The following is a 22,423-nucleotide window of genomic DNA, read 5'->3' on the forward strand; positions in this document are numbered from 1 at the left end:
ATGTCAATGTAATTATTTTTGTCTAATTATATTTCTAAACAAGTGAAAGTTATTAGGTATAACATTTGTTATTTCTAATTTGTTTGAGGTTATTGTAGGTTTTACGCAAATTACTTTGGTATCTTTATCTATTTCAACTGTATGAGTAGATGTGAAGTTTTTCAGGTCTTTGTGAATTAACTTGAATTCATATTTTCCAGGTAATAAATAAATTACTGCAAATTCATTTGACATAAGTTGTCCTAAAGGTTTATTGTTTATCCACACATTTAAATTTGATGAATTGTCTATCTTATTATTAAATCCAGCACCATTATAAACTAAAATTTTTCCATTATCAAATTCTCCAATAATAACAGGGTCAGAAAATGTTCTTTGTAAACTAAATTCAGACTGTATTGGTTTTAATAAGCAGGAGGTGATTGATATTGATAAAAAGATTAATAAAAGAATCTTTAATTTCATAAATTTAATTTGTAGTAAAATATTATTTTTCTTTTCAAAAGTAGTAAAAACCTTTATAAAATCAATATTGCTTTTCAATAAAAAAGGCTCACTTTCGTGAACCTAATTAAACTTTATGTATTCAAAAATTACTTCTTCTCTCTTTTTGTTTGTTCTTTTAAAATGGAGGGCAAAAAAGGAGAAAGTGTAGTTTCTAATTCAACTTCAGAGATGGATAAAGCTTTAGCATCTTGTGGTAACGTATTCCAAATTTTCGGGTTTTTAAAATCATAACTTCCAAAAACAATTACTGGAGTTCCTTTTAGTCTTACTTTTTCGGCATTTTCTAATTCCCATTGATCGGCAAATTCGTATAACATTTTAGCATCTTTTTCTAACAATCGCAAACAAGAATGTGAAGCTGGATAGCCCGGTAATTCATATTCGTGAAAGCCAATTCCCAGTTTGTTTTCAATGTTAAAATTCCATTTTAGTTTCCATTCATCGTTAAACGTACTTATGGTTTCTTCGGCTTTCCAATTGGTAAAAAACAAGCCTGTGGGTGTTTTGTCTTTTGCTCTTCCCATACTTGATGGACCAGAGTGTGTTAAAATACCATATTCGTATGTCGCAAATGCTTGTGTAGCATAAGAAAATAAAATTATCTTATTCACATCGTTTAAAACGGCAACTTCTAGCGGAAAAGGCATATAATACTCTAAATCACCCGAAAAATCCGTTGGCACTAAAATCGAATCTAATTTTTTTAAATTCACGGCATCCACACGATTTATCGCTAAAACCAAGTCGAGTGCTTTTGTATTTGTGCCTTCACTTTTTAACCATTCTTCGCTTTTCTGAAACGTGTAGGCTATTTCTTTAGGTGCGTTTCTTTTTATTTCGGGTTTGGTAATGGTTGTCCGCTCTTTCTTTTCTTCTTTACAAGAAATTGAAAGAAGACTAATTACCAAAATCACTATTTTTAAGGCGTTTTTCATAGGTTACTTTTTAGCAAATTTATACTTATAAAACGCACGATGTCTTATATTATTTTTTGAAATAGTTATATAAAACAATGGTGCTGAATTTTAATTTTTTTTAAAGAAAAAAGGGTTTATTTTGTTTTCAATAAATAATTTAGTCTTATTAAAATTTTCATAAAACCAGGCATGCTTTTTGATTACATTTACACATACAAATTCACTTAATCCTTTTTATTTTATGAAACTACTTCTTTTAGGAATCGTGTCATCGCTTTTCCTAATTTCTTGTACACGAGACAACAAAGTCAAAAACGTGGATCGTGCTTTTTATACATGGAGCAGTAATGGTTATTTTAATGAAGACATTAAATCTAGTTTGAAAAACGTTAAAGTAAGGAAGCTCTATGTGAAATATTTTGAAGTAGATTACAGTGAAGCTATGGGGAATTTTCCTTTTGATAAAACCAATTTTGGCCCGTATGATTTTCATGCCGAAGATAGTATTTTAGTCGTTCCAACAATTTTTATTAAGAACGAAATTTTTCAATACAACACCAATGCAACTTTAGATAAATTAGCAGATAATATTGTTTTTTTAATAGATAAATATAGTAAAGAACGTTTTAGCAATATTGATAATGGAAATTTTAAAGAAATTCAAATTGATTGCGATTGGACAAAAAGCACTAAAGACAAGTATTTTTATTTACTAAAAAAAATAAAACAATTGTCTCAAAAAGAAATCAGTTGCACCTTACGTTTGTATCCGTATAAATATCCTGATATTATGGGTGTTCCGCCTGTAGATAAAGCAACTTTAATGTGTTATAATTTGATAAAACCATTGTCTGAAAAAGATAAGAATTCGATTTTAGAGGTTTCCGAATTAGAAAAATATTTAGACAAACACCGAGATTATCCAGTGCATTTAGATATTGCATTGCCTATTTTTAATTGGTCGCATATTTATCAAAACAATCAGTTTAGTGGTTTGGTTGATTTAAATTCCAAAGAAGTTTTAGGTTTTGCCAAACAAACGAAGCCTTTGTGGTTTGAAGTAACAAAAGATACGGTAATCTATTCTGATGAAAGAATCTATTTAAGAGTAGGTGACCAAATTAAGTGTGAAGAAATTACCAAACAAACAATAGAGGAAACCATTGCTGTTATCAAGCAAAATGTTGCTTTAGATGACACAACTACAATTGTATTTTTTAGTTTAGATAACAAAACTTTTAATCGCTACAGCCATGCCGAAATTTCTGGTTTTTATAGTTCTTTTACTAAGTAGTTTTAGTAAGGTTAGCGCTTGTGGTTATTCGCCTTATGGTGAAGATGTTCGATATTGTTTGTTGCAACCACATTTATTTAACTATACAAGTTATAGTCCGTTTAATTACAATGCAAGTTTGTGGGGTTTTAATTTCGAATATAGCACCGAAAGTATAGAAGCAAATATTTTAGATTGGCACAACTATACGAATAAGAAAGTACCAATTTATGCGATTCAAGAGTTCAATTACAAATTAAAAGTAACTGATATTCATTCTAACAGTACAAATGAATTTATTCGTTATTTGTATGCGAATAAAAAAACAGATGCTATTGCTTATTTAAAAATGGCGAAAGAATGTGAGGTTGTAAATAGTTTAAATGTTGAAGATCCTTGGGAAAGAAATCAGTTAAGTATTAATACAAATAGAAAGACTTTTTTAAACAAGTTAGTACGTATAACAAACGAGCAAAAAAATGAGTATTTTAAAAGAAAATATGCCTTTTTGACCATACGTTTGGCATTTTATGCAAATGATGTTGAATTGATTAAAAAGATATTCACTACAAATTACACTGATAGCCAAAAAGATTATTTATACTATTGGAGTTTGTTTTTTTATTCTTTTGCAAAAGACGACAAATCGTTTATGATGGATGCTGCTAATTTGATGGCTAATTGTCCTGAAAAATTTTATGCGAGTTATTATTTTCATCATGATAATTTTAAGCTTGAAGAAGCTTTGTCCTTTGCTAAAACTAAAACAGAAATTGCTAATTTGTATGCGTATGCATCGGTACAACGATTGGATAGAAATTTAGATTATTTAAAAAAAATTCACAAAAATCAACCCAATTCAAAAATCTTAAGTTTTCTGTTATTGCGAGAAATTAATAAGTTAGAAGATTGGATTTATACGCCATATTATACCAATTATAATCCGTCAACTAATTTTTGGAAAGAAAATACGACAACACAAACTTTACGAATGCGTTCCGAAAATGATCGTTTGTATGCCAAAGAAGTGTTGCAGTTTCTACAATCAATTGATTTGAATAAAACAGAAAATCCAATGTTATGGAAAGCGGCTAAAATTCAGGTTGAATTTATGTCTCGTGATTTTGCTTCTTGTTTACAATCTATTCGTCAATTTGAAAAGCAATTTTCTAAAGAAGAAGCTGTTTTCGGGCAAGTTCAGTTGATAAAAGCATTGGTAATTACGGCAAATCAAGAGTTTGGAAAAGCAATTATCCAACCCGAAATTCACTCAATTATTCTAAAAAACAAAAGTGATAGTAGATTTTTATTTGCTTTGGGAAGAGAATTAGAGTTTAAAGGAAATATTCAAGACGGAATGGCTTTGATGGCTTCTTTAGACCAAATTTCAAATGAAGTTGAATGGCAAGGTAATCGTTCGGTTACTTCAGGAAATTTGAATGAGTTTTACACGTATTTTGATTATTTAGATTTTGTGTATTCGGCAAATGATTTACAAAAAATCGCAAATCGTCTTAAAAAACCAATGAAGAGTGATTTTGAACGAGAAATTTATAGTGTCTTACTTAGAGATCAGTTGCAAATATTAGATTTGTTAGGAACAAAGTACATACGAGAAGATAAATTAGGAAATGCTTTAGCAATTTTTAAATCGATGGATAAAAAATATTGGGAAGATAATTACAATCCATGGGAGCGCGGTAATTATAACGAATATTATGCTTTTGACCAAAATCCATTTTTTACCTTTAAAAATACAGGAGAATTTATTAAACCAAGAGAAAAGTTTAATGTAAACAAGTTAACGATTACCGAACATTTAATAAAATATTTAAAAATCGCCAATAATCCACAAACCAAAAATAAAGATTACTATTATTTTATAATTGCGAATTGCTATCATAATATGTCGCAATACGGTCATTCATGGATGCTCAGACGATTTCAAAGTTATACATATTGGGGTTATGGAACAAATGAATACATGAACGAATCTTACATTGATGAATATGAATATCGTGCCAATAAAAAGGCACTACAATATTATGATTTAGCTTATCAAAATGCTAAAACAAACAAGTTTAAAGCGCTTTGTCTAAGAATGATGGATTATGCTGAACACCAAACCTATTCTTCTTCAAAACGAGTTGATAAAGTTTACCCTCAATATGCAAAAGAATTATCGGGTTGTGAAAATTTAGAAGATTTTTTCAAAAGTAGGAGATAAATAAAAAGGTTCGCTAATGCGAACCTTTTTATTTATTTTTTAACTTCTTTATTCTTTTTATAAATTGGAATAAAATAACTTATCGTATAATTCAAACCAGCACCAAATTTTCCGTCGTAGGTGCGGTTAAAGCCTGGAATATATAAATTATCAAAGTTTTCAGGTTTTTTATTCGAAACCAAATAGTTCAGTCGCAACGAAAAACCTAAATATAAATTATCAAATAATTCAGCTTTTACACCACCGATAACTTCAACCCAACTGGCATTTAATCCACTGAATTTTTCACCAGAAGTTATTATAGATTCACCATAATAATTAGTAGGATCATAAATTTTGTACGAATTTAAAGTTTGACTAAAACTACTTACTCCATAACGCATTCCTACATAAATCATGTTTTCCATGTCCAACCAGTTTTCAAAAGAATTGTAGTCGAAACCAACTTTAAAATAGGTTCCTTTTGTCGTAAAGTTTAATCGATCGTCGTCAACCGTTTTTTCTTCATTACCCAATTCTCCTGCAAGGTAAAATTTTCGAGTCAGTCGATAGTCTGCAACAACTTCTAATCCTTTGTAATTGTCATCATAAAGCGATTTTGTTAATCGGTGCAAATCAACTCCAACACGTAAACCATACCGTTCTGGATAAACCACTTTTGTGGTGTCTTTTTTTTGTGCGTTTCCAGTTATCGAAAAACACAGTAAAGCGATACTAAAAATAAATCTTAACATGTACTTCATTTTCGTTTTCGATATTAGGTTGAGTAACTACAATATTTTGAATCCAACTATCCGTGTCAGGAATAAAAACAACTGGATCTGTTGCATTTAATTGAAATATGGCTTTGTATCCACAAGCTCTTGAAATATAGATTTCGCTAGTGGCATAATTAAATGTAATAGCATCAGGATTATCATCTGTAAAGTCGATTAAATCACCACCATTCTCAATAAAATTTAAAGTGGTTGTTGTAGCGTTTGTTCGTAAAGGCACTTCAATTTTACTCACTGCTGTAAACGAAAAACGAGCATCAAAAGTAGGTTCTCCAACGCCTAAATTGGTTACATTTTTCAAAACGTTAGGATTATCCGCATCATAGAACTCAATCACCATGAATGGTGTATCTGAATTTCCATCAACGCAAATGTCATCTTTTTCGCAACTTGAAAACGATAAAGTTAAAAGAATAAATAGGAATAATTTATAATTCATAATTTTTTATTTTAATTCCAAAAGCACAACGTTTTCGACATGATGCGTTTGTGGAAACATATCTACAGGGCGCACTCGAACTACTCTGTATTTTTCGTCCATTAAGGCTAAATCTCGTGCTTGTGTAGCCGAATTACAACTTACGTATACAATTTTTGGTACACCCGTTTTCAATAACATTTCTACTACATCTTTATGCATTCCATCTCTCGGTGGATCGGTAATAATAACATCTGGTTGTCCGTGTTGATTGATGAATTCATCGTTGAAAACATTCTTCATATCACCCACATAAAACTCACAATTGGTAATGTTATTGCGTGTTGCATTTGCTTTTGCATCAATAATCGCTTCTGGAACAGCTTCAACACCAATTACTTTCTTTGCTTTTTTGGATACAAATTGCGCAATAGTTCCTGTACCAGTATATAAATCGTAAACAGTTTCATTTCCAGTTAAACCTGCAAATTCTCTAGTGATTTTGTATAATTCATACGCTTGATCCGAATTGGTTTGATAGAATGATTTTGCATTAATACTAAAATGCAAACCTTCCATTTCTTCCAAGATATAATCACGCCCTTTAAATAAAATAATCTCTTGGTCATACAATGTATCATTCAGTTTTTGGTTGATAACATATTGTAACGACGTAATTTGAGGAAAACGTTCTGCCAAGAAATTCATCATTAATTCGATTCCGTTTTTATCATTTTCAAAAAACTGAATTAACACCATAAGTTCTCCCGTTGAAGCTGTACGAATCATCAACGTTCGCAACAAACCTTCAACAACTCTTGCATTGAAGAATGTTAGGTTGTTTTCGTTTGCAAATCGTTTGATTTCGTTACGGATTTCGTTAGATGGGTCTTCTTGTAGATGACATTTTTCGATATCTAAAATCTTATCCCACATTCTTGGAATATGAAATCCTAATGCATTTTTGTTCTCAAATTCTGTTCCGGATTGAATTTCAGCATCAGTCATCCAACGGGCATTCGAGAAACCAAATTCCATCTTATTTCTGTAGAAAAATTGTTTTTCCGAACCTAAAATTGGTTCAAAATCAGGCAATTCAATTTTGCCAATACGCTTTAAATTGTTATATACTTCCTGATTTTTATAGAACAATTGTTGGCTGTATTTCATGTTTTGCCATTTACAACCGCCACAAGCACCAAAATGGTCACAAACAGGGTCAATTCTATGTTCTGAAAATTCGTGGATTTTTATAGCTTTACCTTCGTAGTAGGCTTTTCTTTTCTTCATTGTTTGTACGTCTACCACATCTCCGGGCACTACATTTGGAAGAAATATTACTTTGCCATCAGGAGCTTTTGCTACCGATACACCTTTTGCACCTGCATCAAGGATTTTTACGTTTTCGAATACGATTTTGTCTGTTTTCTTTTTTCCCATGGAGCAAAAATAAGAATTGTTGGGTGGATTTGATAATATATTTTACTTTTATAGCAAATTTAAAAAAAATGAAAACCCACTTAGCCTTATTACGCGGAATTAATGTTTCTGGTCACAACATGATAAAAATGGACGCTTTGAAAACCGTTTTAGAAAATGCTGGATTTCAGAATGTGCAAACTTACATTCAATCGGGGAATGTTTTTATTGATGCTGACGAAGAAAATAGTGCAAGTGTAGGGTTTAAAATCAAGCAAGAAATTTTCAAAGAGTTTGGACACGAAGTTCCTGTTGTAGTAATAGCTAAAGAGGATTTAGAAGCCTGTTTAAAAAATAATCAGTTTTTAAAAGAAAAAGACTGTGATACTAAGAAATTGTATGTAGCTTTTCTTTCTAAAGAAATGCAAGGAAGCGCTATTAATGATTTAAAAATAAGTCAGTTTAAACCAGATGAAGCTGCAATAGATAAAAGCAGAATTTACATCAAATATGCTGTTGGCGCTGGAAAAACTAGATTGGATCAAAAATATATTGAGAAAAAATTAAATGTAGTGGCTACTGTAAGAAATTGGAATACAGTAACCACTTTATTAAATATGTTTCAAGAATTGAAGTAATTATTCAATTACGAAAGAGCTTGCATTAACGATACCAGTAGTTCCATTTGCATTTTGCAACCAATTGAATTGCATTGTTTCTGAACCACTATTTTCATAATACCAAAATTCTATTTTGTGTCTTCCTTTTGCTAAATAAATTGTACTGCCATTAAAAGAAGCAGGCCCTTGATCAATCCATCTATTCAAAACAGGTATCCCATCGATTACCACTCTTGAACCATCATCTGAGGTTGATTGAAGTTGAAAATTTCCTGCAGTTTCAACTACAAGCGTACCCGTAAATAGAATGGTGTAATTGTCTCCTGTACGAATAGAACTTCTACAAGCATCATTAAGTAAGCCTGTCCAAAGTCCTGAATTAACAATGGTTAAATTAAAGTTTGATTTGTCAATATTAGGAGAAGCTCCATTTCCTGAAAAAGCGTAAAATTGAAGCCCTCTATTTTCATCTGCTTTTCCAATTCCTTGCCATTTTGCACCATCCCAATAATAATAACCGGCAGTTATTCCATTTGTACCATTATGAAATACCATTGTACTTACGGCTAATGCACCTCCTTTTGGGTTTATTACTGGCGCTTGGATGGTTAGTGAAGTTAAATCAACTCTTGGAATTAAAATACCTTGAGTGGTAGAAGTAACATCAAGTTGTGCACTCGGTGAAGTTGTTCCTATTCCCACTTGAGCCAATGAAAAATAGTAAATAAAAGTAAATAAAATAGTTAGAGAGTATTTTTTCATTTTTTAAATTTTTTGCAAAGGTATGAAATCACATTTCTTAATTTATAATAAATTATAAATATTTTTTTTTAAATTATTAGTACAATTGATGGACTTTATTTATATTTTTGTAATGTTAAGGTTGATTTCTCACCAACAAGTAGGAATTGCGATGTAACAATCAATAAAAAAAACATTTATGTCAGTTTTAGAAAAAATGAATTCGGCTGAAGCAATTGCATTAGAAGACAAATACGGTGCACACAATTATCATCCACTACCAGTAGTTTTGAGTAGAGGAGAAGGAGTTTATGTTTGGGATGTAGAAGGGAAAAAATATTATGATTTTCTTTCGGCATATTCTGCAGTAAATCAAGGGCATTGCCATCCTAAAATTGTAGGAGCAATGGTAGCACAAGCTCAAACACTAACTTTAACATCAAGAGCATTTTATAATGATAAATTAGGCGTTTATGAACAGTTTGTAACCGACTATTTTGGATTTGATAAAGTATTACCAATGAACACAGGTGCTGAAGCAGTAGAAACAGCATTAAAATTGTGTAGAAAATGGGCATACGAGAAAAAAGGGATACATGAAAATGAAGCACAAATTATCGTTTGTGATGGCAATTTCCACGGAAGAACTACAACGATTATCTCATTCTCAAATGATGAAAATGCGCGTAAAAATTTTGGTCCTTATACCGCAGGATTTATAAGTATACCTTATGATGACATTGAAGCGTTAGAAAGAGCCGTTAACTCATCAAAAAATATTGCAGGATTCCTGGTAGAACCAATTCAAGGTGAAGCGGGCGTTTATAAACCTACAACAGATTATCTTAAAAAAGCAAAAGCAATTTGTGCAGCTAATAATGTTTTGTTTATTGCTGATGAAGTGCAAACAGGAATTGCAAGAACAGGTTCATTATTAGCGGTTTGTGGTAATTGTACATGCGAATCAAAATGTGAAAAACAAGCAACTTATACGCAACCTGATATTTTAATTTTAGGAAAAGCGTTATCTGGAGGTGCTTATCCAGTTTCGGCGGTTTTAGCAAATAATAGTATTATGAATGTGATAAAGCCAGGACAACATGGTTCAACTTTTGGAGGAAATCCAGTTGCTGCTGCTGTTGCCATGGCTGCTTTGGAAGTAGTTTCTGAGGAAAGTTTATCTCAAAACGCAAGAAAATTAGGGAAAATTTTCCGAGATGAATTAGGTAAATTTATTGAAACTTCTAACATCGCAACATTAGTTAGAGGAAAAGGATTATTGAATGCCGTTGTAATTAACGATACTGAAGAAAGCGATACGGCTTGGAATATTTGTGTTCGTTTAGCAGCAAACGGATTATTAGCAAAACCAACACACGGAAACATCATTCGTTTTGCACCACCTCTAGTAATGACAGAAGAGCAATTGAGAGATTGTGTTTCTATAATTATTAGTACTTTGAAAGAATTTGAAAAGTAGAAATAAAGTTTAAAATCCTGCACATTGCAGGATTTTTTTATATTTACAAGATTAAACTAACTAACATGAAAACTAAATTAATTGCGATTGCTTCCGTTTTTATTTTAACTTTAGCTTGTTCGCCAAAAATTCAACTTCCATCTGAAGATAAACTTCCACCACCAGAAATACCTATGAGTCCTGAATTAGTTGAGGGAAAAACATTATTTTTAAACAATTGTTCTAAGTGTCACGATTTATATAGTCCTAAAGATTTTAATGCAGAGCAATGGAAGCCAATTATGTTAAGTATGCAGAAAAAAGCTGAAATTTCAGATGAAGAAAGAGAAAAAATTTATGCTTATCTAACAAAATAGTAAAAGTATCCGTCATTTGGCGGATATTTTTTTGGTATTGTTTTTGTATTTTTACAACCAATTAATAGCTATGAAATCTAAATTATCTTTTTTCTTTTTACTATTCTCTTTGCTCTCCTTTGGTCAAGTGCCGCATTGTGGCTTTGATTTTACCTCTTATTTAGTCGTAAAAGCACATGAAGAAGGAAAATCAGATAACATTGCCGATTTAAAAATTACGTTAGTCAACGAAAAAGGAGCAGAAATCATCAACGAAAACAATAAATACAGTTGGAAATACGGCAATAAACCTTTGGTTTTTACTAAAAATCATCTTATCAGCAAGCCAAACGAAGCTGAGAAATGGTTTTTCCCGTATGCTGGTGATACTTATTTACTTTCAGTAACAAATACCTTTCCCGCGGAAGAATTTTACATTAAAATTGAAGATACAAAAGGAAAATACAAAGAACAATTGGTGCAATTACAAGCTTTTAATATGTACATTTTGTGTTCGAGTGAAAACGAACGCCAAGCCAGAAGCTTCGGTCCAAGAAGTAATAATCCGATTGAAGTGATTGTTGAACGAAAATAAAAAAAAACACCTCAATAGAAGGTGTTTATGGATTAGTTGCAGTTGTTTACAGCAATAACTTTTAATGTTTTGTTTCCAGCGGGTAATTCCCAATCTACTTGATCGTTGGCTTTAAAACCAATGATAGCAACGCTTAAAGGAACAAGAACTGAATATTTACTTTCTTTTATATTGACCTGAGACGGTAAAACAATTTGAAATTTCATTTGTTTTTTTGTGCCCATATCTTCAATTATTACTTCAGAATTAATTCGAATAAAACTATTTTCAATTACTGAATCTTCAATTACAGTTCCACGGTCTAATTCTTCATTTAGTAATTTTATTTCTCTGGCACTTGTAGCTGAAAGATTCGCTTTTGTGATTTTTTTCAACAGTTTATAATCACTCAATGTGAATGTTGGTATTGGTTTCATATTGTTCAGTTTAAATTTATGTATTGCATATTATTGTTTTCCTTCTCGGGATAATATATCTCCGTAAAATTTTGATTTGAATTGTGTTCAACTCTTTTATATAAGAAGTCAGGTGTTATTTCTTTTGGATCTTCAAATCCGCATGCTCCAATAAATTCACCAAAGGCTTTTAAGGTGTTTTTATGAAAATTAGCTACTCTGACTCTTTTATCGGTTACATTTAATCCTTTGTATAACGATTTATCCTGCGTCGCAATTCCTACGGGACATTTTCCGCTATCGCATTGTAAGGCTTGAATGCATCCAAGAGCAAACATCATTCCACGCGCACTGTAACAAGCATCAGCTCCTAAAGCCAGTGTTTTTGCAATATCAAAAGCCGAAATGATTTTTCCAGAAGCTAAAATTTTAATTTCGTCACGCAGACCATATTCTTTTAAGGTTTGGTTTACAAATACAATCGCATCTGATAGCGCCATTCCCATATAATCGATAAATTCAAGAGGTGCAGCACCTGTTCCGCCTTCAGCACCATCTATAGTGATGAAATCGGGATAAATTTTAGTATGTAACATCGCTTTTACAATAGCAATAAATTCATCTTTTCGACCAATACAAATTTTAAAACCAACAGGTTTAAAGTTGGAAAGTTCACGTAATCGTCCAATAAAATACAATAATTCGGTAGCATTTGAAAAAGCAGTATGTCCAGATGGAGAATGAACGGTTGTAAAAGGTTTGATATTTCTGATTTTTGCTATTTCAGGCGTGTTTTTTTCTGCTGGAAGTAATCCGCCATGACCCGGTTTTGCACCTTGAGATAATTTTAATTCAATCATCTTTACTTCTTCATAATTGGCTTTTTGAGCAAATAATTCACTCGAAAAATTTCCCTTTTCATCTCTACATCCAAAATATCCTGTTCCAATTTGCCAAATCAAATCGCCTCCCATTAAGTGGTAATCACTAATTCCGCCTTCACCTGTATTATGTGCAAAATTTCCAAGTTTAGCTCCTTCATTTAAAGAAGTAATAGCAGTTTTACTCAAGGCACCATAACTCATAGCGCTGATATTATAAATACTAGCATTGTAGGGTTGTAAACATTTTGAGCCACCAATTAGTGTTCTAAATTTTTTCTCATCCGCTTTTTTCGGATATACTGAATGTGCCGCCCATTCATATCCAATGCGGTTTGGGTCGTCTTGCATTCCAAAGGAAATGGTTTGCTTTTCGTTTTTCGCTCTTTGATACACAATAGAGCGTTGTCTTCTATTAAATGGTTTTCCATCTAATTCACCTTCAAAAAAGTATTGACGAAATTCAGGTCGAACCGATTCAAATAAATAACGTAATCTACCTACTAATGGGTAATTTTTTCGAACAGAATGTTTTGTTTGTGTACTATCAATTAATACGAGAAACAATGCGATAAATGGCGCACTTAAAAAGACGGAATGTACTTTATAATAAAAGACCAAGAAAAGGGTTCCTATAAAAAAAGAAAGTGTGATTAACCAAATAATATGGCGCGCGTTTAGCTTCCCAAAAAGTTTTTTTTGTGACATGTTTTTTAGGTTTTAGATAAAAAAATGATTCCAGAAGTTATTTCTGAAATGTTATTGAATGTAGTTTTGTAAAAGAAAATCCTCCGCCTGAAGAATATGCATAGAAAGACGGAGGCCTAATTGATGAAGGCCTTGCTGTGTGAAAAGAATAATACCTTATTGTAGAATGTATTATCTATTGAAAATGTATGTAAAAATGTATTTTTCAAGACTAAAAATTATAGTTTGACAAAGGTAATCAAAGCTTTTGGATTAATAAATTATTTCCACTTAATATTACACCCAATACTCGGTTTCTGCTCAGGATTAATTAGTCGATTTGTAACCACACCATCAATAGCGCTTCTTAAATCGGAACCACTTAATGGAATACCATTTGCTGGTCGGCTATCATCTAATTGGCCTCTATAAACCAATTTATTTTGATTGTCGAAAAGATAAAAATCGGGAGTACAAGCGGCATCGTAGGCTTTGGCTACTTCTTGTGTTTCGTCATATAAATATGGGAATTCAAATCCGTTTTCAAAGGCAAATTCTGTCATTAATTCTGGTGCATCTTGAGGATATTTTATTACATCGTTGCTTGAAATTGCTACAAAACCAATGCCTTGCACACGATAATCGTTCACCACTTTTAGCACTTCTTCCATTACATGAAGTACAAACGGACAATGATTGCAAATGAATAGGACAACCGTTCCTTTTTCACCTTTGCACGCTTCAAAAGTTTTAAATTCATTTGAATTAGTATCTTTCAAATTAAAATCAGGAGCAATTGTGCCCAGTGGTAACATGTTAGAAGGAGTTTGAGCCATTATTAATTTAGAATTTAGAGTTTTTAATCTTTCTACTTTTTACTTTTAACTTCACTAATTATACGCACCAAATCTTTTATTGTTACAAAATAGCACAATACTTTTTTTTGGGATTCCATTTTCTTACTTTTGCATCACAACACAACACATTATGTACAAACTATTTATTCGTCCGTTACTTTTCTGTTTCGATCCAGAAAAAGTGCATTATTTTACCTTTTCATTCATTCGTTTTCTGAATAAAATTCCAGGTTTTTCAAGCTTATTTCAATCGCTTTACGAAGTAAAAGATGCCCGTTTAGAGCGAGAAGTTTTCGGAATTAAATTCAAAAATCCGGTTGGTTTAGCAGCTGGGTTTGATAAAGATGCAAAGTTATATCAAGAGTTGTCAAATTTCGGTTTCGGATTTATTGAAATTGGTACTTTAACGCCTGTTGGACAAGAAGGAAATCCAAAGAAACGTTTGTTCCGCTTAAAAGAAGATAATGCGATTATCAACCGAATGGGCTTCAATAATGGCGGTGTTAAAGATGCGGTAGAACGTTTGAAAAATAATAAAGGCGTTTTAATTGGTGGAAACATCGGAAAAAATAAAGTTACGCCAAACGAAGAAGCAGTGAAAGATTACGAAATCTGTTTTGAAGCTTTGTTTCCGTATGTAGATTATTTTGTGGTCAATGTGAGTTCGCCAAACACACCAAATCTTCGTGAATTGCAAGATAAAAAGCCTTTGACAGAATTATTGCAAACACTTCAAGATAAGAACAATGCAAAACCAAAACAAAAGCCAATTTTACTAAAAATCGCTCCCGATTTAACAGATGAACAACTTTTAGATATCATTGATATTGTAAACGAAACTAAAATTGCTGGCGTAATTGCTACGAATACTACGATTTCTCGCGAAGGTTTACAATCGGAAAACAAATCAGAAATGGGCGGTTTATCTGGAAAACCATTAACCAAACGTTCTACAGAAGTAATTCGTTTTCTTTCGGAAAAAAGTAATAAGTCGTTCCCAATTATTGGAGTAGGAGGAATTCATACCGCTGAAGATGCGATTGAAAAGTTGAATGCTGGTGCAAGTTTAGTGCAACTTTATACAGGATTTATTTATGAAGGACCAGCTTTAGTAAAAGCGATTAATGAAAAGATTTTAGAAAATAGCTAATTGAACGAGTAATCCTATTAGTAACGCAATTCCGAAACTTAACAGGGTTCCAATAAGTACATATTCGGTTAGTTTTCGGTCTTTTGCGGCTTTTAAATCACCAAATCTAAAAATTGACTTTGCAGCCAATAAAAATCCAATAGCTTCAAAATGATGGGTCAAAATGAAGCAGAAAATGAATAAGCGTTCTAAAATTCCAATATAATTTCCAGCATTTTCAAGCGAATTGTCTTTTGCTTTTTTTTCTGGTGTCCAAATGGAAATGATATTTCGAATGATTATTGAAGTAGGTTTTGTTAATAAAACAATTCCAGTTAAGACTATCCAGAAATTATTTCCAAAAAAGCTAAAATTTATTGTAGTATTTGTGTAAAAAAATGCGATTCCCACAATGGTTATTGCGTGTAAAAATTGATCCAAAAGAAACCAAAATCGTTTGGTTTTTTTAGTTTGAAATTGCAATTTCATATAATCTATTACACCATGAAGAACTGCTAAAAGTAGTGCAAACCAAAGGAAACTTTTTTCAAATACGAGAGCAAAAGCTAAAATACCGTGAAGAAGCACATGAAAATACAAGTAAATACTTTTATGCTTTTAGCTTCTTTATCTAAAACCCAATCGGTTGGTTGCAACAAAAAATCGCCAATTAAATGTGCTAAAAGTAATTTTACGAGTACAATCATACTTCAAGAGTTTTAACTTTTTTTCTAAAATAGTGTTCCACTTGCATCATCAATTCAAAATTAGAACGTTTTTGTCGTCTGCTCACTGCTGCTTGATTAATGCCTAGTTTTACACCTATTTCTTCTTGTGAAAGCGTAGGGTTTTGAATGGCAATTAAAACAAATTCTGCCGACTGCTGCAACCAATTGTCCATGAATGACAAGCTTAATTTAAGCATTAAATTCAACTCTTCATCAAATGCTGTATTGCCTGTATTTAATACTAAATTTAGTTTCTGCTTTTTTAAGGTTTCAAATGTTTCACCTGAGCGAATAAAGGCTGTTCCGTTGCTTTCTGTTATTTTTCTCGTTTTATATGTTTTGTCTCCAAATCCTAAACTCATTCGTACATCTAAATTAATGGATTTGAAAAAAGCTTTAATTTGAAACGCTATGAATAACGCATCTTCTGGATTTTTAATTTCCATCTGAAATTCATCACCACGATAAATTTCCCAATCATTTGGAGATTTCCCAAAAGTGAGTAATAAAGCTTTTAAATCATCTATCCATTTCTTGGAAGAAAGCTTTCTTGAGTTGATTATATCTGCTGTAAGTATCACAATCATAACTCAAATGTACTCAAATATTTTTATAAAAGCAAAATTATTACCTAAAAGTGTAATATTTTAAATTATTACCTAAAAGTGTAATATTTCGTATTATTACCAAAAAGTGTAATACTTCAATTGTTAAGAATGTAAAAAAACGATTTCGTAAAATAGAATACTTTATTATCTTTGAAGCTATGAATCCAATCAAAATTATCGAGTGTCCACGCGATGCTATGCAAGGCATTAAACCTTTTATTCCTACAGAAAAAAAGGTAAAATACATTCAATCGTTATTGCGTGTAGGTTTTGATACTCTTGATTTTGGAAGTTTTGTTTCGCCAAAAGCTATTCCGCAAATGCAAGATACCGTTGAGGTGCTGGCACAATTGGATTTATCGGCAACAAATAGCAAATTATTAGCGATTATTGCCAATACACAAGGTGCTTTGAATGCTTCAATTCATAATGAAATTCAATATTTAGGATTTCCATTTTCGATTTCAGAAAACTTTCAAATGCGAAATACGCATAAAACTATTGCTGAAAGTCTGGTGACATTACATGAGATTTTAGAAATTGCGGATAAATCGAATAAAGAAGTGGTTACCTACATTTCAATGGGTTTTGGAAATCCGTATGGCGACGCATGGAATGTTGAAATTGTTGGCGAATGGACTGAAAAATTGGCGAATATGGGTGTGAAAATTCTATCGCTTTCCGATACCGTTGGAAGTTCGACTCCAGAAGTTATTGATTATTTGTTTTCTAATTTGATTCCGAAATACCCAAACATTGAATTTGGAGCACATTTACATACCACACCAGACAAATGGTTTGAAAAAATTGATGCGGCTTACAATGCAGGTTGTCGTCGTTATGATGGTGCCATTCAAGGTTTTGGTGGCTGTCCAATGGCAAAAGATGATTTAACTGGAAATATGCCTACAGAAAAATTATTGTCATATTTCACTACTAAAAGAGAAAATACGAATACTAGTCCAATGAGTTTTGAAAGTGCGTATAACGAAGCAACTAAATTATTTGGCGAGTTTCATTAATTGGATGTTCTTCGCTTAAAAAATTTATAAATTTCTACCCAAAGCACTGAAATACTTCCCACTAAAACACATATTCCTATTTGGGAACCACTTACCATTTCAAACAAGAAGAATTTTGAAAATGCAGGAATGAACAATAGCAATCCAGTCATTAAAATGGTAATTCCAATAATCAATCCTACTAAATTATTTTTGTATTGAATCGTTTTAAAAATCGAATAATAAAACGAACGATTCGTCAACGTTAATACTATATTAGAAGTGATTAATGTTAAGAAAATCAAAGTTCTAGTTCCGTTTTCGGATAGGTGTTCTCCAATTGCATATTGATAAATAAATAGCAATCCTAATGTAATTACTAAGCCTTGAATGATGCTAATAAGCACTTCTTTTAAGTTGAAAAAAGTAGTAGTTAGCGGTCTTGGTTTTTGTAGCATCAGATTGTCTTCCATAGGTTCATTTTCGTAAATGATAGAACATGTTGGACCCATAATAATTTCCAAGAAAATAATATGAACTGGCGTAAAAATATTCGGATAGATCCAACCTAAAGCCAATGGAATAAATACAATTAAAATAATCGGAATATGAATCGAAATAATATATTGAATTGCTTTTTTGAGGTTGATGTAGATTTTTCTTCCCATAGCGATGGCATCCGTCATTTTTTCAAAATTGTCGTCTACGAGAATTAAATTAGCGGCTTGTTTGGCGATTTCAGTTCCTTTTTTACCCATTGCAATGCCTATATGTGCCGATTTTAAAGCAGGTCCGTCATTTACACCATCACCTGTCATGGCTACGATTTGGTTATTTGATTTTAAAGCTTGAATGATTTTAAGCTTCGCTTCTGGAAACATTCTGGTAAAAATAGCCGTTTCCATTACTTTTTCTTTCAAAGTCGCTTCATCCATTGCCATTAATTCGTCGCCGTTTAAGACTTTATCAGCGTTTTTAAATCCGACTTGTTTTGCGATGGTTGAAGTAGTTTCAGCATTATCTCCTGTTACGATTTTCACTTGAATTCCCGCTTTGTAAAACGTTTCAAAAACTGCTTGAATATTGTGTTTTGGTGGATCATAAAAAGCAACCAAACCTTTAAAGTTGAATTTTAATTCTTGTTGGCTTTCAGGATAATCCGTTCCTGAAAAGTCAGAAACTCCAACACCTAAAACCCTGAAACCTTTGCTAGTCATTGTCTTCATAGCAATCAAAATCTGATTTTTTTCAACTTCACTCAAATGGCTTACTTCGATTAACGCTTCAGGCGCTCCTTTTGCAGCGATGATTTTTTTACCCGATTTGTTTTCGAAAATATGCGTCATCATAGGAGGTTTTCCGCTTAACGGGTATTCGTGAACCATTTTAAAAAGAGGTCTTTCGTCTTCGCTTTCAAACTTGGAATACGCTTCGTGAATCGCAATTTCCATCGCATCAAACGGAATGGGTTCGCTTGACCACATAGCGTAATTCAAGACTTCTTCGGCTTCTGTTGTTAATTTTTCTTTCGTATCAATAATCGTATCAGAATCAAAAAGATACAACTCGGCCAAACTCATTTTGTTTTCGGTAATGGTTCCAGTTTTATCAGTGCAAATTACGGTCGCACTTCCTAAGGTTTCAACGGTTTTGGTTTGTTTGGTAATGATGCCCATTTTCATCAAACGCCAAGCACCTAAAGCCATAAAAGTGGTAAATGCTACTGGAATTTCCTCAGGAATAACGCTCATTGCTAAGGTTAATGCTTTCAATAAACTATCTAATAATTCTCTAGAGTTGTAATAATTAATACCCCAAACGATTCCGAAAATCACCAAACCAATTATGGACATTTTGGTTACGAAATTGTTGATTTGAATCTGCAAAGGCGTTTTTTCTTCTTCGATTGCATTCAAACTGGCCCCAATTTTTCCTAATTGTGTTTTATTTCCAATTGCAGTTATTTCGCAAATTGCTAAACCCGAAGCTACAATCGTACCTTGAAATACTTGTTTGTTTTCGGATTCATTTGATTTAAAAATAGATAAAGATTCGCCAGTTAAAATGGATTCGTTCACTGAAAAATCGTTGGATGAAAGAATAATTCCGTCTGCGGGAATAAATGCGCCTTCTTCCAGCTGAACACAATCGCCAATTACGATTTCTTCTGTTGGAATTTCGATGATTGTACTGTTTCGAATGACTTTGCATTTGGGTTGCGATAATTTTTTTAAAGCTTCAATTGCATTCCGACTTCTGGATTCTTGAAAAACAGAAATTGCAATTACAAAAACAATCGCAATGGCCATAAAAATGCCATCACCATAATCACCAGTTATGAAATAAATACTCGTTGCGGTAAACAATAAAATAAACATGGGTTCTTTAATAATGTCTACTAACGAAATCAAGAAATGGTTTTTTTTAGCGTGTTCAACGGAGTTTTTGCCGTGAATTTTTGCGGATTCTAAAACTTCTAAATCGGTTAAACCAGCACTTGTTTTTTTAGAATCGCTCATTGTAGATGGATTATTATTTATGCAAGTTACATAATTTATTCTTAAAAGAAATAGATTATTTGCTTAAGATTTACTATATTTGCACGCAATTTAACAACAACTACAAATTGCACCATGAAAGCACACACAACTAAAATCGTTGGCGAAGGTCTTACTTACGACGATGTTTTGCTTATTCCAAATTATTCAGAAATTTTACCACGCGAAGTTAGTATTCAATCGAAGTTTTCGAGAAATATTACTTTGAATGTTCCTATCGTTTCCGCTGCAATGGATACGGTTACCGAAAGTTCTATGGCAATTGCTATGGCTCAAGAAGGTGGAATTGGCGTGTTGCACAAAAACATGACGATTGAGCAACAAGCGGCGAAAGTAAAGAAAGTAAAACGTGCGGAAAGCGGTATGATTATCGATCCAGTTACATTACCATTAACGGCAACTGTGGGTGATGCGAAGATGGCAATGAAAGAATTTAGTATTGGCGGAATTCCAGTAGTAGATGAAAACGGAATTTTAAAAGGAATAGTTACCAATAGAGATTTACGTTTCGAAAAAATAAATACTCGTTCTATTTTAGAAGTGATGACTTCCGAAAATTTAGTGACGGCAGCTCAAGGCACTACTTTGCAAGAGGCTGAAGGAATTCTTCAAGAAAATAAAATTGAAAAATTGCCTGTAGTTGATAACAACAATAAATTAGTAGGTTTAATTACCTTTAGAGATATTACCAAATTAACACAAAAACCAATTGCTAATAAAGATAGGTTTGGTCGTTTACGTGTGGCTGCCGCTTTAGGTGTAACAGCTGATGCAGTAGATAGAGCAACGGCTTTAGTGACTGCTGGTGTTGATGCTGTAATTATTGATACCGCTCACGGACATACAAAAGGTGTGGTAGATGTGTTAAAAGCTGTGAAAGCAAAATTTCCAGATTTAGATGTTGTAGTTGGAAACATAGCTACTCCAGAAGCAGCATTATATTTGGCTCAAAACGGAGCTGATGCGGTGAAAGTAGGAATTGGTCCAGGTTCTATTTGTACAACTAGAGTTGTTGCAGGTGTTGGCTTTCCACAATTTTCAGCAGTTTTAGAAGTTGCTGCGGCTTTAAAAGGAACAGGAGTTCCAGTTATTGCAGATGGTGGAATTCGTTATACAGGAGATATTCCAAAAGCGATTGCTGCGGGAGCTGATTGTGTGATGTTAGGTTCACTTTTAGCAGGAACAAAAGAATCGCCAGGCGAAACGATTATTTTTGAAGGAAGAAAATTCAAATCATACCGTGGAATGGGTTCTGTTGAAGCGATGCAAGAAGGTTCTAAAGACCGTTATTTCCAAGATGTAGAAGACGATGTTAAGAAATTAGTTCCAGAAGGAATTGTAGGTCGTGTACCTTATAAAGGAGAATTAAACGAAAGTATGCAACAATTCATCGGTGGCTTAAGAGCCGGAATGGGGTATTGTGGTGCAAAAGATATTCCAACCTTACAAGAAAACGGCCGTTTCATTAGAATTACAGCAAGTGGTATTGGCGAAAGTCACCCACACAATGTAACGATTACAAAAGAAGCTCCGAATTATTCGAGATAGTTTTTTGAGTTCTCAGTAATCAGTCTCAGTAATCAGTAAAAATAGAAACCTGATAGTTGAAAAGCTATCAGGTTTTTAGTTTTCATAATGTTATCTTGTTAAACTGAACTTGTTTCAGTTTCTCTTGTACTACTATTTTGAAGAAAAAGATTCTGAAACAAGTTCAGAGTGACAGCATATACTACTTTGCACCAAACAATTGTACTGCATAAATTTTCTTATTTTCCCAATCGATACTGAAACCGATTGCTGTAAAATTATATTTTGTCTCAGAAATATTTTTGTAATGATTTGGAGATTTTTTCCACATATTAAACATTTTTAAGGCTAAAATATCTAAATCTTCCTCGGAATAAGTTTGATTTTTAATTCCTGTGAATAATAGATTTTCACCCACTAAAACAAATGAATTTCCACGATAAAAATAGACACGATCTTTAGGGTTTTTCTTTTTTGCATCGGTTTGTTCGTGAGATAACGTTTGCGTTTTTGCAATGTACTTGGCATGATCATCTGCCGCTTCTCTTAAATGAGCATCCAAACCAAGTACTTTTCTGTCGTTATTAGAACGTTCTTCGTTTACCAATTGATATACTTTTTTTTTCAGTTTTTCAACATCAATTTTGTTTTGATTTTGACTGAAGCTTAAAGAGGAAAGTAGGAGTAGAAGTAAAGTGATTTGGGTTTTCATGTAGTTGGAGATTAGTTCATAATAACTTTATT

21 protein-coding genes and 1 pseudogene are annotated in these 22,423 nt (G+C 32.5%); 9 read left to right on the forward strand and 13 right to left on the reverse strand.

All coding sequences use genetic code 11. The features are described from left to right. Positions 1–12: 12 nt before the first annotated feature. Positions 13–465: a DUF2846 domain-containing protein gene (locus tag OLM52_RS01795; protein WP_264549441.1), complete on the reverse strand. Its 453-nt coding sequence runs from the start codon at positions 463–465 to the stop codon at positions 13–15. Between the two features lie 128 nt (positions 466–593). Next, positions 594–1,442: a L,D-transpeptidase gene (locus OLM52_RS01800; RefSeq protein ID WP_264549442.1), complete on the reverse strand. Its 849-nt coding sequence runs from the start codon at positions 1,440–1,442 to the stop codon at positions 594–596. Between the two features lie 223 nt (positions 1,443–1,665). On the opposite strand from OLM52_RS01800, the gene OLM52_RS01805 reads away from it, so the two are divergent. Next, on the forward strand, positions 1,666–2,718 hold the full coding sequence (locus OLM52_RS01805; protein ID WP_264549443.1) for a hypothetical protein: 1,053 nt from the start codon (positions 1,666–1,668) through the stop codon (positions 2,716–2,718). Then, on the forward strand, positions 2,678–4,924 hold the full coding sequence (locus OLM52_RS01810) for a hypothetical protein (RefSeq protein WP_264549444.1): 2,247 nt from the start codon (positions 2,678–2,680) through the stop codon (positions 4,922–4,924). Before OLM52_RS01805 ends, OLM52_RS01810 begins: the two co-directional genes overlap by 41 nt. A 32-nt stretch (positions 4,925–4,956) precedes the next feature. On the opposite strand, the gene OLM52_RS01815 is transcribed toward OLM52_RS01810, so the two are convergent. The 3 genes from OLM52_RS01815 to rlmD are packed head-to-tail and all read right to left on the reverse strand — an operon-like array spanning position 4,957 to position 7,558. Next, positions 4,957–5,658 carry a DUF6048 family protein gene (locus tag OLM52_RS01815; RefSeq protein WP_264549445.1) on the reverse strand — a complete coding sequence of 234 codons (702 nt, stop codon included), beginning with the start codon at positions 5,656–5,658 and terminating at the stop codon, positions 4,957–4,959. After that, positions 5,639–6,139 (reverse strand): DUF6452 family protein, encoded by a 501-nt coding sequence (locus OLM52_RS01820; RefSeq protein WP_264549446.1) that lies wholly within the window; start codon positions 6,137–6,139, stop codon positions 5,639–5,641. The genes OLM52_RS01815 and OLM52_RS01820 overlap by 20 nt, the downstream gene beginning before the upstream one ends. Before the next feature lie 6 nt (positions 6,140–6,145). Next, positions 6,146–7,558 (reverse strand): 23S rRNA (uracil(1939)-C(5))-methyltransferase RlmD, encoded by a 1,413-nt coding sequence (gene rlmD, locus OLM52_RS01825; protein WP_264549447.1) that lies wholly within the window; start codon positions 7,556–7,558, stop codon positions 6,146–6,148. Between the two features lie 68 nt (positions 7,559–7,626). On the opposite strand from rlmD, the gene OLM52_RS01830 reads away from it, so the two are divergent. Next, positions 7,627–8,175, forward strand: coding sequence for a DUF1697 domain-containing protein (locus OLM52_RS01830; protein WP_264549448.1), 549 nt, complete (start codon positions 7,627–7,629; stop codon positions 8,173–8,175). On the opposite strand, the gene OLM52_RS01835 is transcribed toward OLM52_RS01830, so the two are convergent. Beyond that, positions 8,176–8,919, reverse strand: coding sequence for a PA14 domain-containing protein (locus tag OLM52_RS01835; RefSeq protein ID WP_264549449.1), 744 nt, complete (start codon positions 8,917–8,919; stop codon positions 8,176–8,178). It lies immediately after the preceding gene. Positions 8,920–9,097: 178 nt separating this feature from the next. Here OLM52_RS01835 and rocD point away from each other — a divergent pair, with 178 nt between their 5' ends. From rocD to OLM52_RS01850, 3 genes are all read left to right on the forward strand, one after another. After that, complete coding sequence (rocD, locus tag OLM52_RS01840) at positions 9,098–10,378, forward strand: ornithine--oxo-acid transaminase (protein ID WP_264549450.1); 1,281 nt, start codon at positions 9,098–9,100, stop codon at positions 10,376–10,378. Positions 10,379–10,443: 65 nt separating this feature from the next. Further along, positions 10,444–10,734, forward strand: coding sequence for a c-type cytochrome (locus OLM52_RS01845; protein WP_264549451.1), 291 nt, complete (start codon positions 10,444–10,446; stop codon positions 10,732–10,734). 70 nt (positions 10,735–10,804) lie between these two features. Beyond that, entirely contained in the window at positions 10,805–11,308 is a 504-nt protein-coding gene (locus OLM52_RS01850; RefSeq protein ID WP_264549452.1) for a hypothetical protein, read from the forward strand. A 32-nt stretch (positions 11,309–11,340) separates the two neighbouring features. Here OLM52_RS01850 and OLM52_RS01855 read toward each other — a convergent pair whose 3' ends face one another. The 3 genes from OLM52_RS01855 to OLM52_RS01865 all read right to left on the reverse strand — a co-directional run bounded on the left by OLM52_RS01855 (position 11,341) and on the right by OLM52_RS01865 (position 14,107). Next, complete coding sequence (locus OLM52_RS01855) at positions 11,341–11,724, reverse strand: GreA/GreB family elongation factor (protein ID WP_264549453.1); 384 nt, start codon at positions 11,722–11,724, stop codon at positions 11,341–11,343. Positions 11,725–11,729: 5 nt separating this feature from the next. Then, the gene (locus OLM52_RS01860) at positions 11,730–13,292 is read right to left on the reverse strand and encodes an FMN-binding glutamate synthase family protein (protein ID WP_264549454.1); all 1,563 of its coding nucleotides are present in this window, start codon (positions 13,290–13,292) and stop codon (positions 11,730–11,732) included. Between the two features lie 260 nt (positions 13,293–13,552). Further along, positions 13,553–14,107, reverse strand: coding sequence for a thioredoxin family protein (locus tag OLM52_RS01865; RefSeq protein ID WP_264549455.1), 555 nt, complete (start codon positions 14,105–14,107; stop codon positions 13,553–13,555). A gap of 151 nt (positions 14,108–14,258) precedes the next feature. Between OLM52_RS01865 and OLM52_RS01870 the strand changes: the two genes are divergently transcribed. Further along, positions 14,259–15,278 carry a quinone-dependent dihydroorotate dehydrogenase gene (locus OLM52_RS01870; protein WP_264549456.1) on the forward strand — a complete coding sequence of 340 codons (1,020 nt, stop codon included), beginning with the start codon at positions 14,259–14,261 and terminating at the stop codon, positions 15,276–15,278. Here the strand turns inward: OLM52_RS01870 and OLM52_RS01875 are convergent. Continuing rightward, positions 15,264–15,964 (reverse strand): annotated as a pseudogene (locus tag OLM52_RS01875) (DUF3307 domain-containing protein). The gene OLM52_RS01870 and the pseudogene OLM52_RS01875 sit on opposite strands and share 15 nt — an antisense overlap. After that, positions 15,961–16,572 carry a SatD family protein gene (locus tag OLM52_RS01880; RefSeq protein WP_264549457.1) on the reverse strand — a complete coding sequence of 204 codons (612 nt, stop codon included), beginning with the start codon at positions 16,570–16,572 and terminating at the stop codon, positions 15,961–15,963. The pseudogene OLM52_RS01875 and the gene OLM52_RS01880 overlap by 4 nt, the downstream one beginning before the upstream one ends. A 179-nt stretch (positions 16,573–16,751) precedes the next feature. Between OLM52_RS01880 and OLM52_RS01885 the strand changes: the two genes are divergently transcribed. Next, entirely contained in the window at positions 16,752–17,615 is an 864-nt protein-coding gene (locus tag OLM52_RS01885; RefSeq protein WP_264549458.1) for a hydroxymethylglutaryl-CoA lyase, read from the forward strand. Here the strand turns inward: OLM52_RS01885 and OLM52_RS01890 are convergent. Beyond that, entirely contained in the window at positions 17,612–20,113 is a 2,502-nt protein-coding gene (locus tag OLM52_RS01890) for a cation-translocating P-type ATPase (protein ID WP_264549459.1), read from the reverse strand. The two genes, OLM52_RS01885 and OLM52_RS01890, sit on opposite strands and share 4 nt — an antisense overlap. Positions 20,114–20,227: 114 nt before the next feature. On the opposite strand from OLM52_RS01890, the gene guaB reads away from it, so the two are divergent. Then, entirely contained in the window at positions 20,228–21,700 is a 1,473-nt protein-coding gene (gene guaB, locus OLM52_RS01895) for an IMP dehydrogenase (RefSeq protein ID WP_264549460.1), read from the forward strand. A gap of 181 nt (positions 21,701–21,881) precedes the next feature. Here the strand turns inward: guaB and OLM52_RS01900 are convergent, their stop codons facing one another. After that, the gene (locus OLM52_RS01900) at positions 21,882–22,391 is read right to left on the reverse strand and encodes a CAP domain-containing protein (RefSeq protein ID WP_264549461.1); all 510 of its coding nucleotides are present in this window, start codon (positions 22,389–22,391) and stop codon (positions 21,882–21,884) included. Positions 22,392–22,423 lie beyond the last annotated feature (32 nt).

It is taken from the genome of Flavobacterium sp. N2820 (assembly GCF_025947285.1).
Classification (GTDB): domain Bacteria; phylum Bacteroidota; class Bacteroidia; order Flavobacteriales; family Flavobacteriaceae; genus Flavobacterium.

Excerpts from the sequence above, each read along its gene's own strand:
- OLM52_RS01800 (WP_264549442.1), bottom strand. The coding sequence starts at position 1,442 with ATGAAAAACGCCTTAAAAATAGTGATTTTGGTAATTAGTCTTCTTTCA.
- OLM52_RS01860 (WP_264549454.1), bottom strand. The coding sequence starts at position 13,292 with ATGTCACAAAAAAAACTTTTTGGGAAGCTAAACGCGCGCCATATTATT.
- OLM52_RS01820 (WP_264549446.1), bottom strand. The coding sequence starts at position 6,139 with ATGAATTATAAATTATTCCTATTTATTCTTTTAACTTTATCGTTTTCA.
- guaB (WP_264549460.1), top strand. The coding sequence starts at position 20,228 with ATGAAAGCACACACAACTAAAATCGTTGGCGAAGGTCTTACTTACGAC.
- rlmD (WP_264549447.1), bottom strand. The coding sequence starts at position 7,558 with ATGGGAAAAAAGAAAACAGACAAAATCGTATTCGAAAACGTAAAAATC.
- OLM52_RS01890 (WP_264549459.1), bottom strand. The coding sequence starts at position 20,113 with ATGAGCGATTCTAAAAAAACAAGTGCTGGTTTAACCGATTTAGAAGTT.
- OLM52_RS01795 (WP_264549441.1), bottom strand. The coding sequence starts at position 465 with ATGAAATTAAAGATTCTTTTATTAATCTTTTTATCAATATCAATCACC.
- OLM52_RS01835 (WP_264549449.1), bottom strand. The coding sequence starts at position 8,919 with ATGAAAAAATACTCTCTAACTATTTTATTTACTTTTATTTACTATTTT.
- OLM52_RS01855 (WP_264549453.1), bottom strand. The coding sequence starts at position 11,724 with ATGAAACCAATACCAACATTCACATTGAGTGATTATAAACTGTTGAAA.
- OLM52_RS01805 (WP_264549443.1), top strand. The coding sequence starts at position 1,666 with ATGAAACTACTTCTTTTAGGAATCGTGTCATCGCTTTTCCTAATTTCT.
- OLM52_RS01885 (WP_264549458.1), top strand. The coding sequence starts at position 16,752 with ATGAATCCAATCAAAATTATCGAGTGTCCACGCGATGCTATGCAAGGC.
- OLM52_RS01815 (WP_264549445.1), bottom strand. The coding sequence starts at position 5,658 with ATGTTAAGATTTATTTTTAGTATCGCTTTACTGTGTTTTTCGATAACT.
- OLM52_RS01870 (WP_264549456.1), top strand. The coding sequence starts at position 14,259 with ATGTACAAACTATTTATTCGTCCGTTACTTTTCTGTTTCGATCCAGAA.
- rocD (WP_264549450.1), top strand. The coding sequence starts at position 9,098 with ATGTCAGTTTTAGAAAAAATGAATTCGGCTGAAGCAATTGCATTAGAA.
- OLM52_RS01845 (WP_264549451.1), top strand. The coding sequence starts at position 10,444 with ATGAAAACTAAATTAATTGCGATTGCTTCCGTTTTTATTTTAACTTTA.
- OLM52_RS01850 (WP_264549452.1), top strand. The coding sequence starts at position 10,805 with ATGAAATCTAAATTATCTTTTTTCTTTTTACTATTCTCTTTGCTCTCC.
- OLM52_RS01900 (WP_264549461.1), bottom strand. The coding sequence starts at position 22,391 with ATGAAAACCCAAATCACTTTACTTCTACTCCTACTTTCCTCTTTAAGC.
- OLM52_RS01865 (WP_264549455.1), bottom strand. The coding sequence starts at position 14,107 with ATGGCTCAAACTCCTTCTAACATGTTACCACTGGGCACAATTGCTCCT.
- OLM52_RS01880 (WP_264549457.1), bottom strand. The coding sequence starts at position 16,572 with ATGATTGTGATACTTACAGCAGATATAATCAACTCAAGAAAGCTTTCT.
- OLM52_RS01810 (WP_264549444.1), top strand. The coding sequence starts at position 2,678 with ATGCCGAAATTTCTGGTTTTTATAGTTCTTTTACTAAGTAGTTTTAGT.
- OLM52_RS01830 (WP_264549448.1), top strand. The coding sequence starts at position 7,627 with ATGAAAACCCACTTAGCCTTATTACGCGGAATTAATGTTTCTGGTCAC.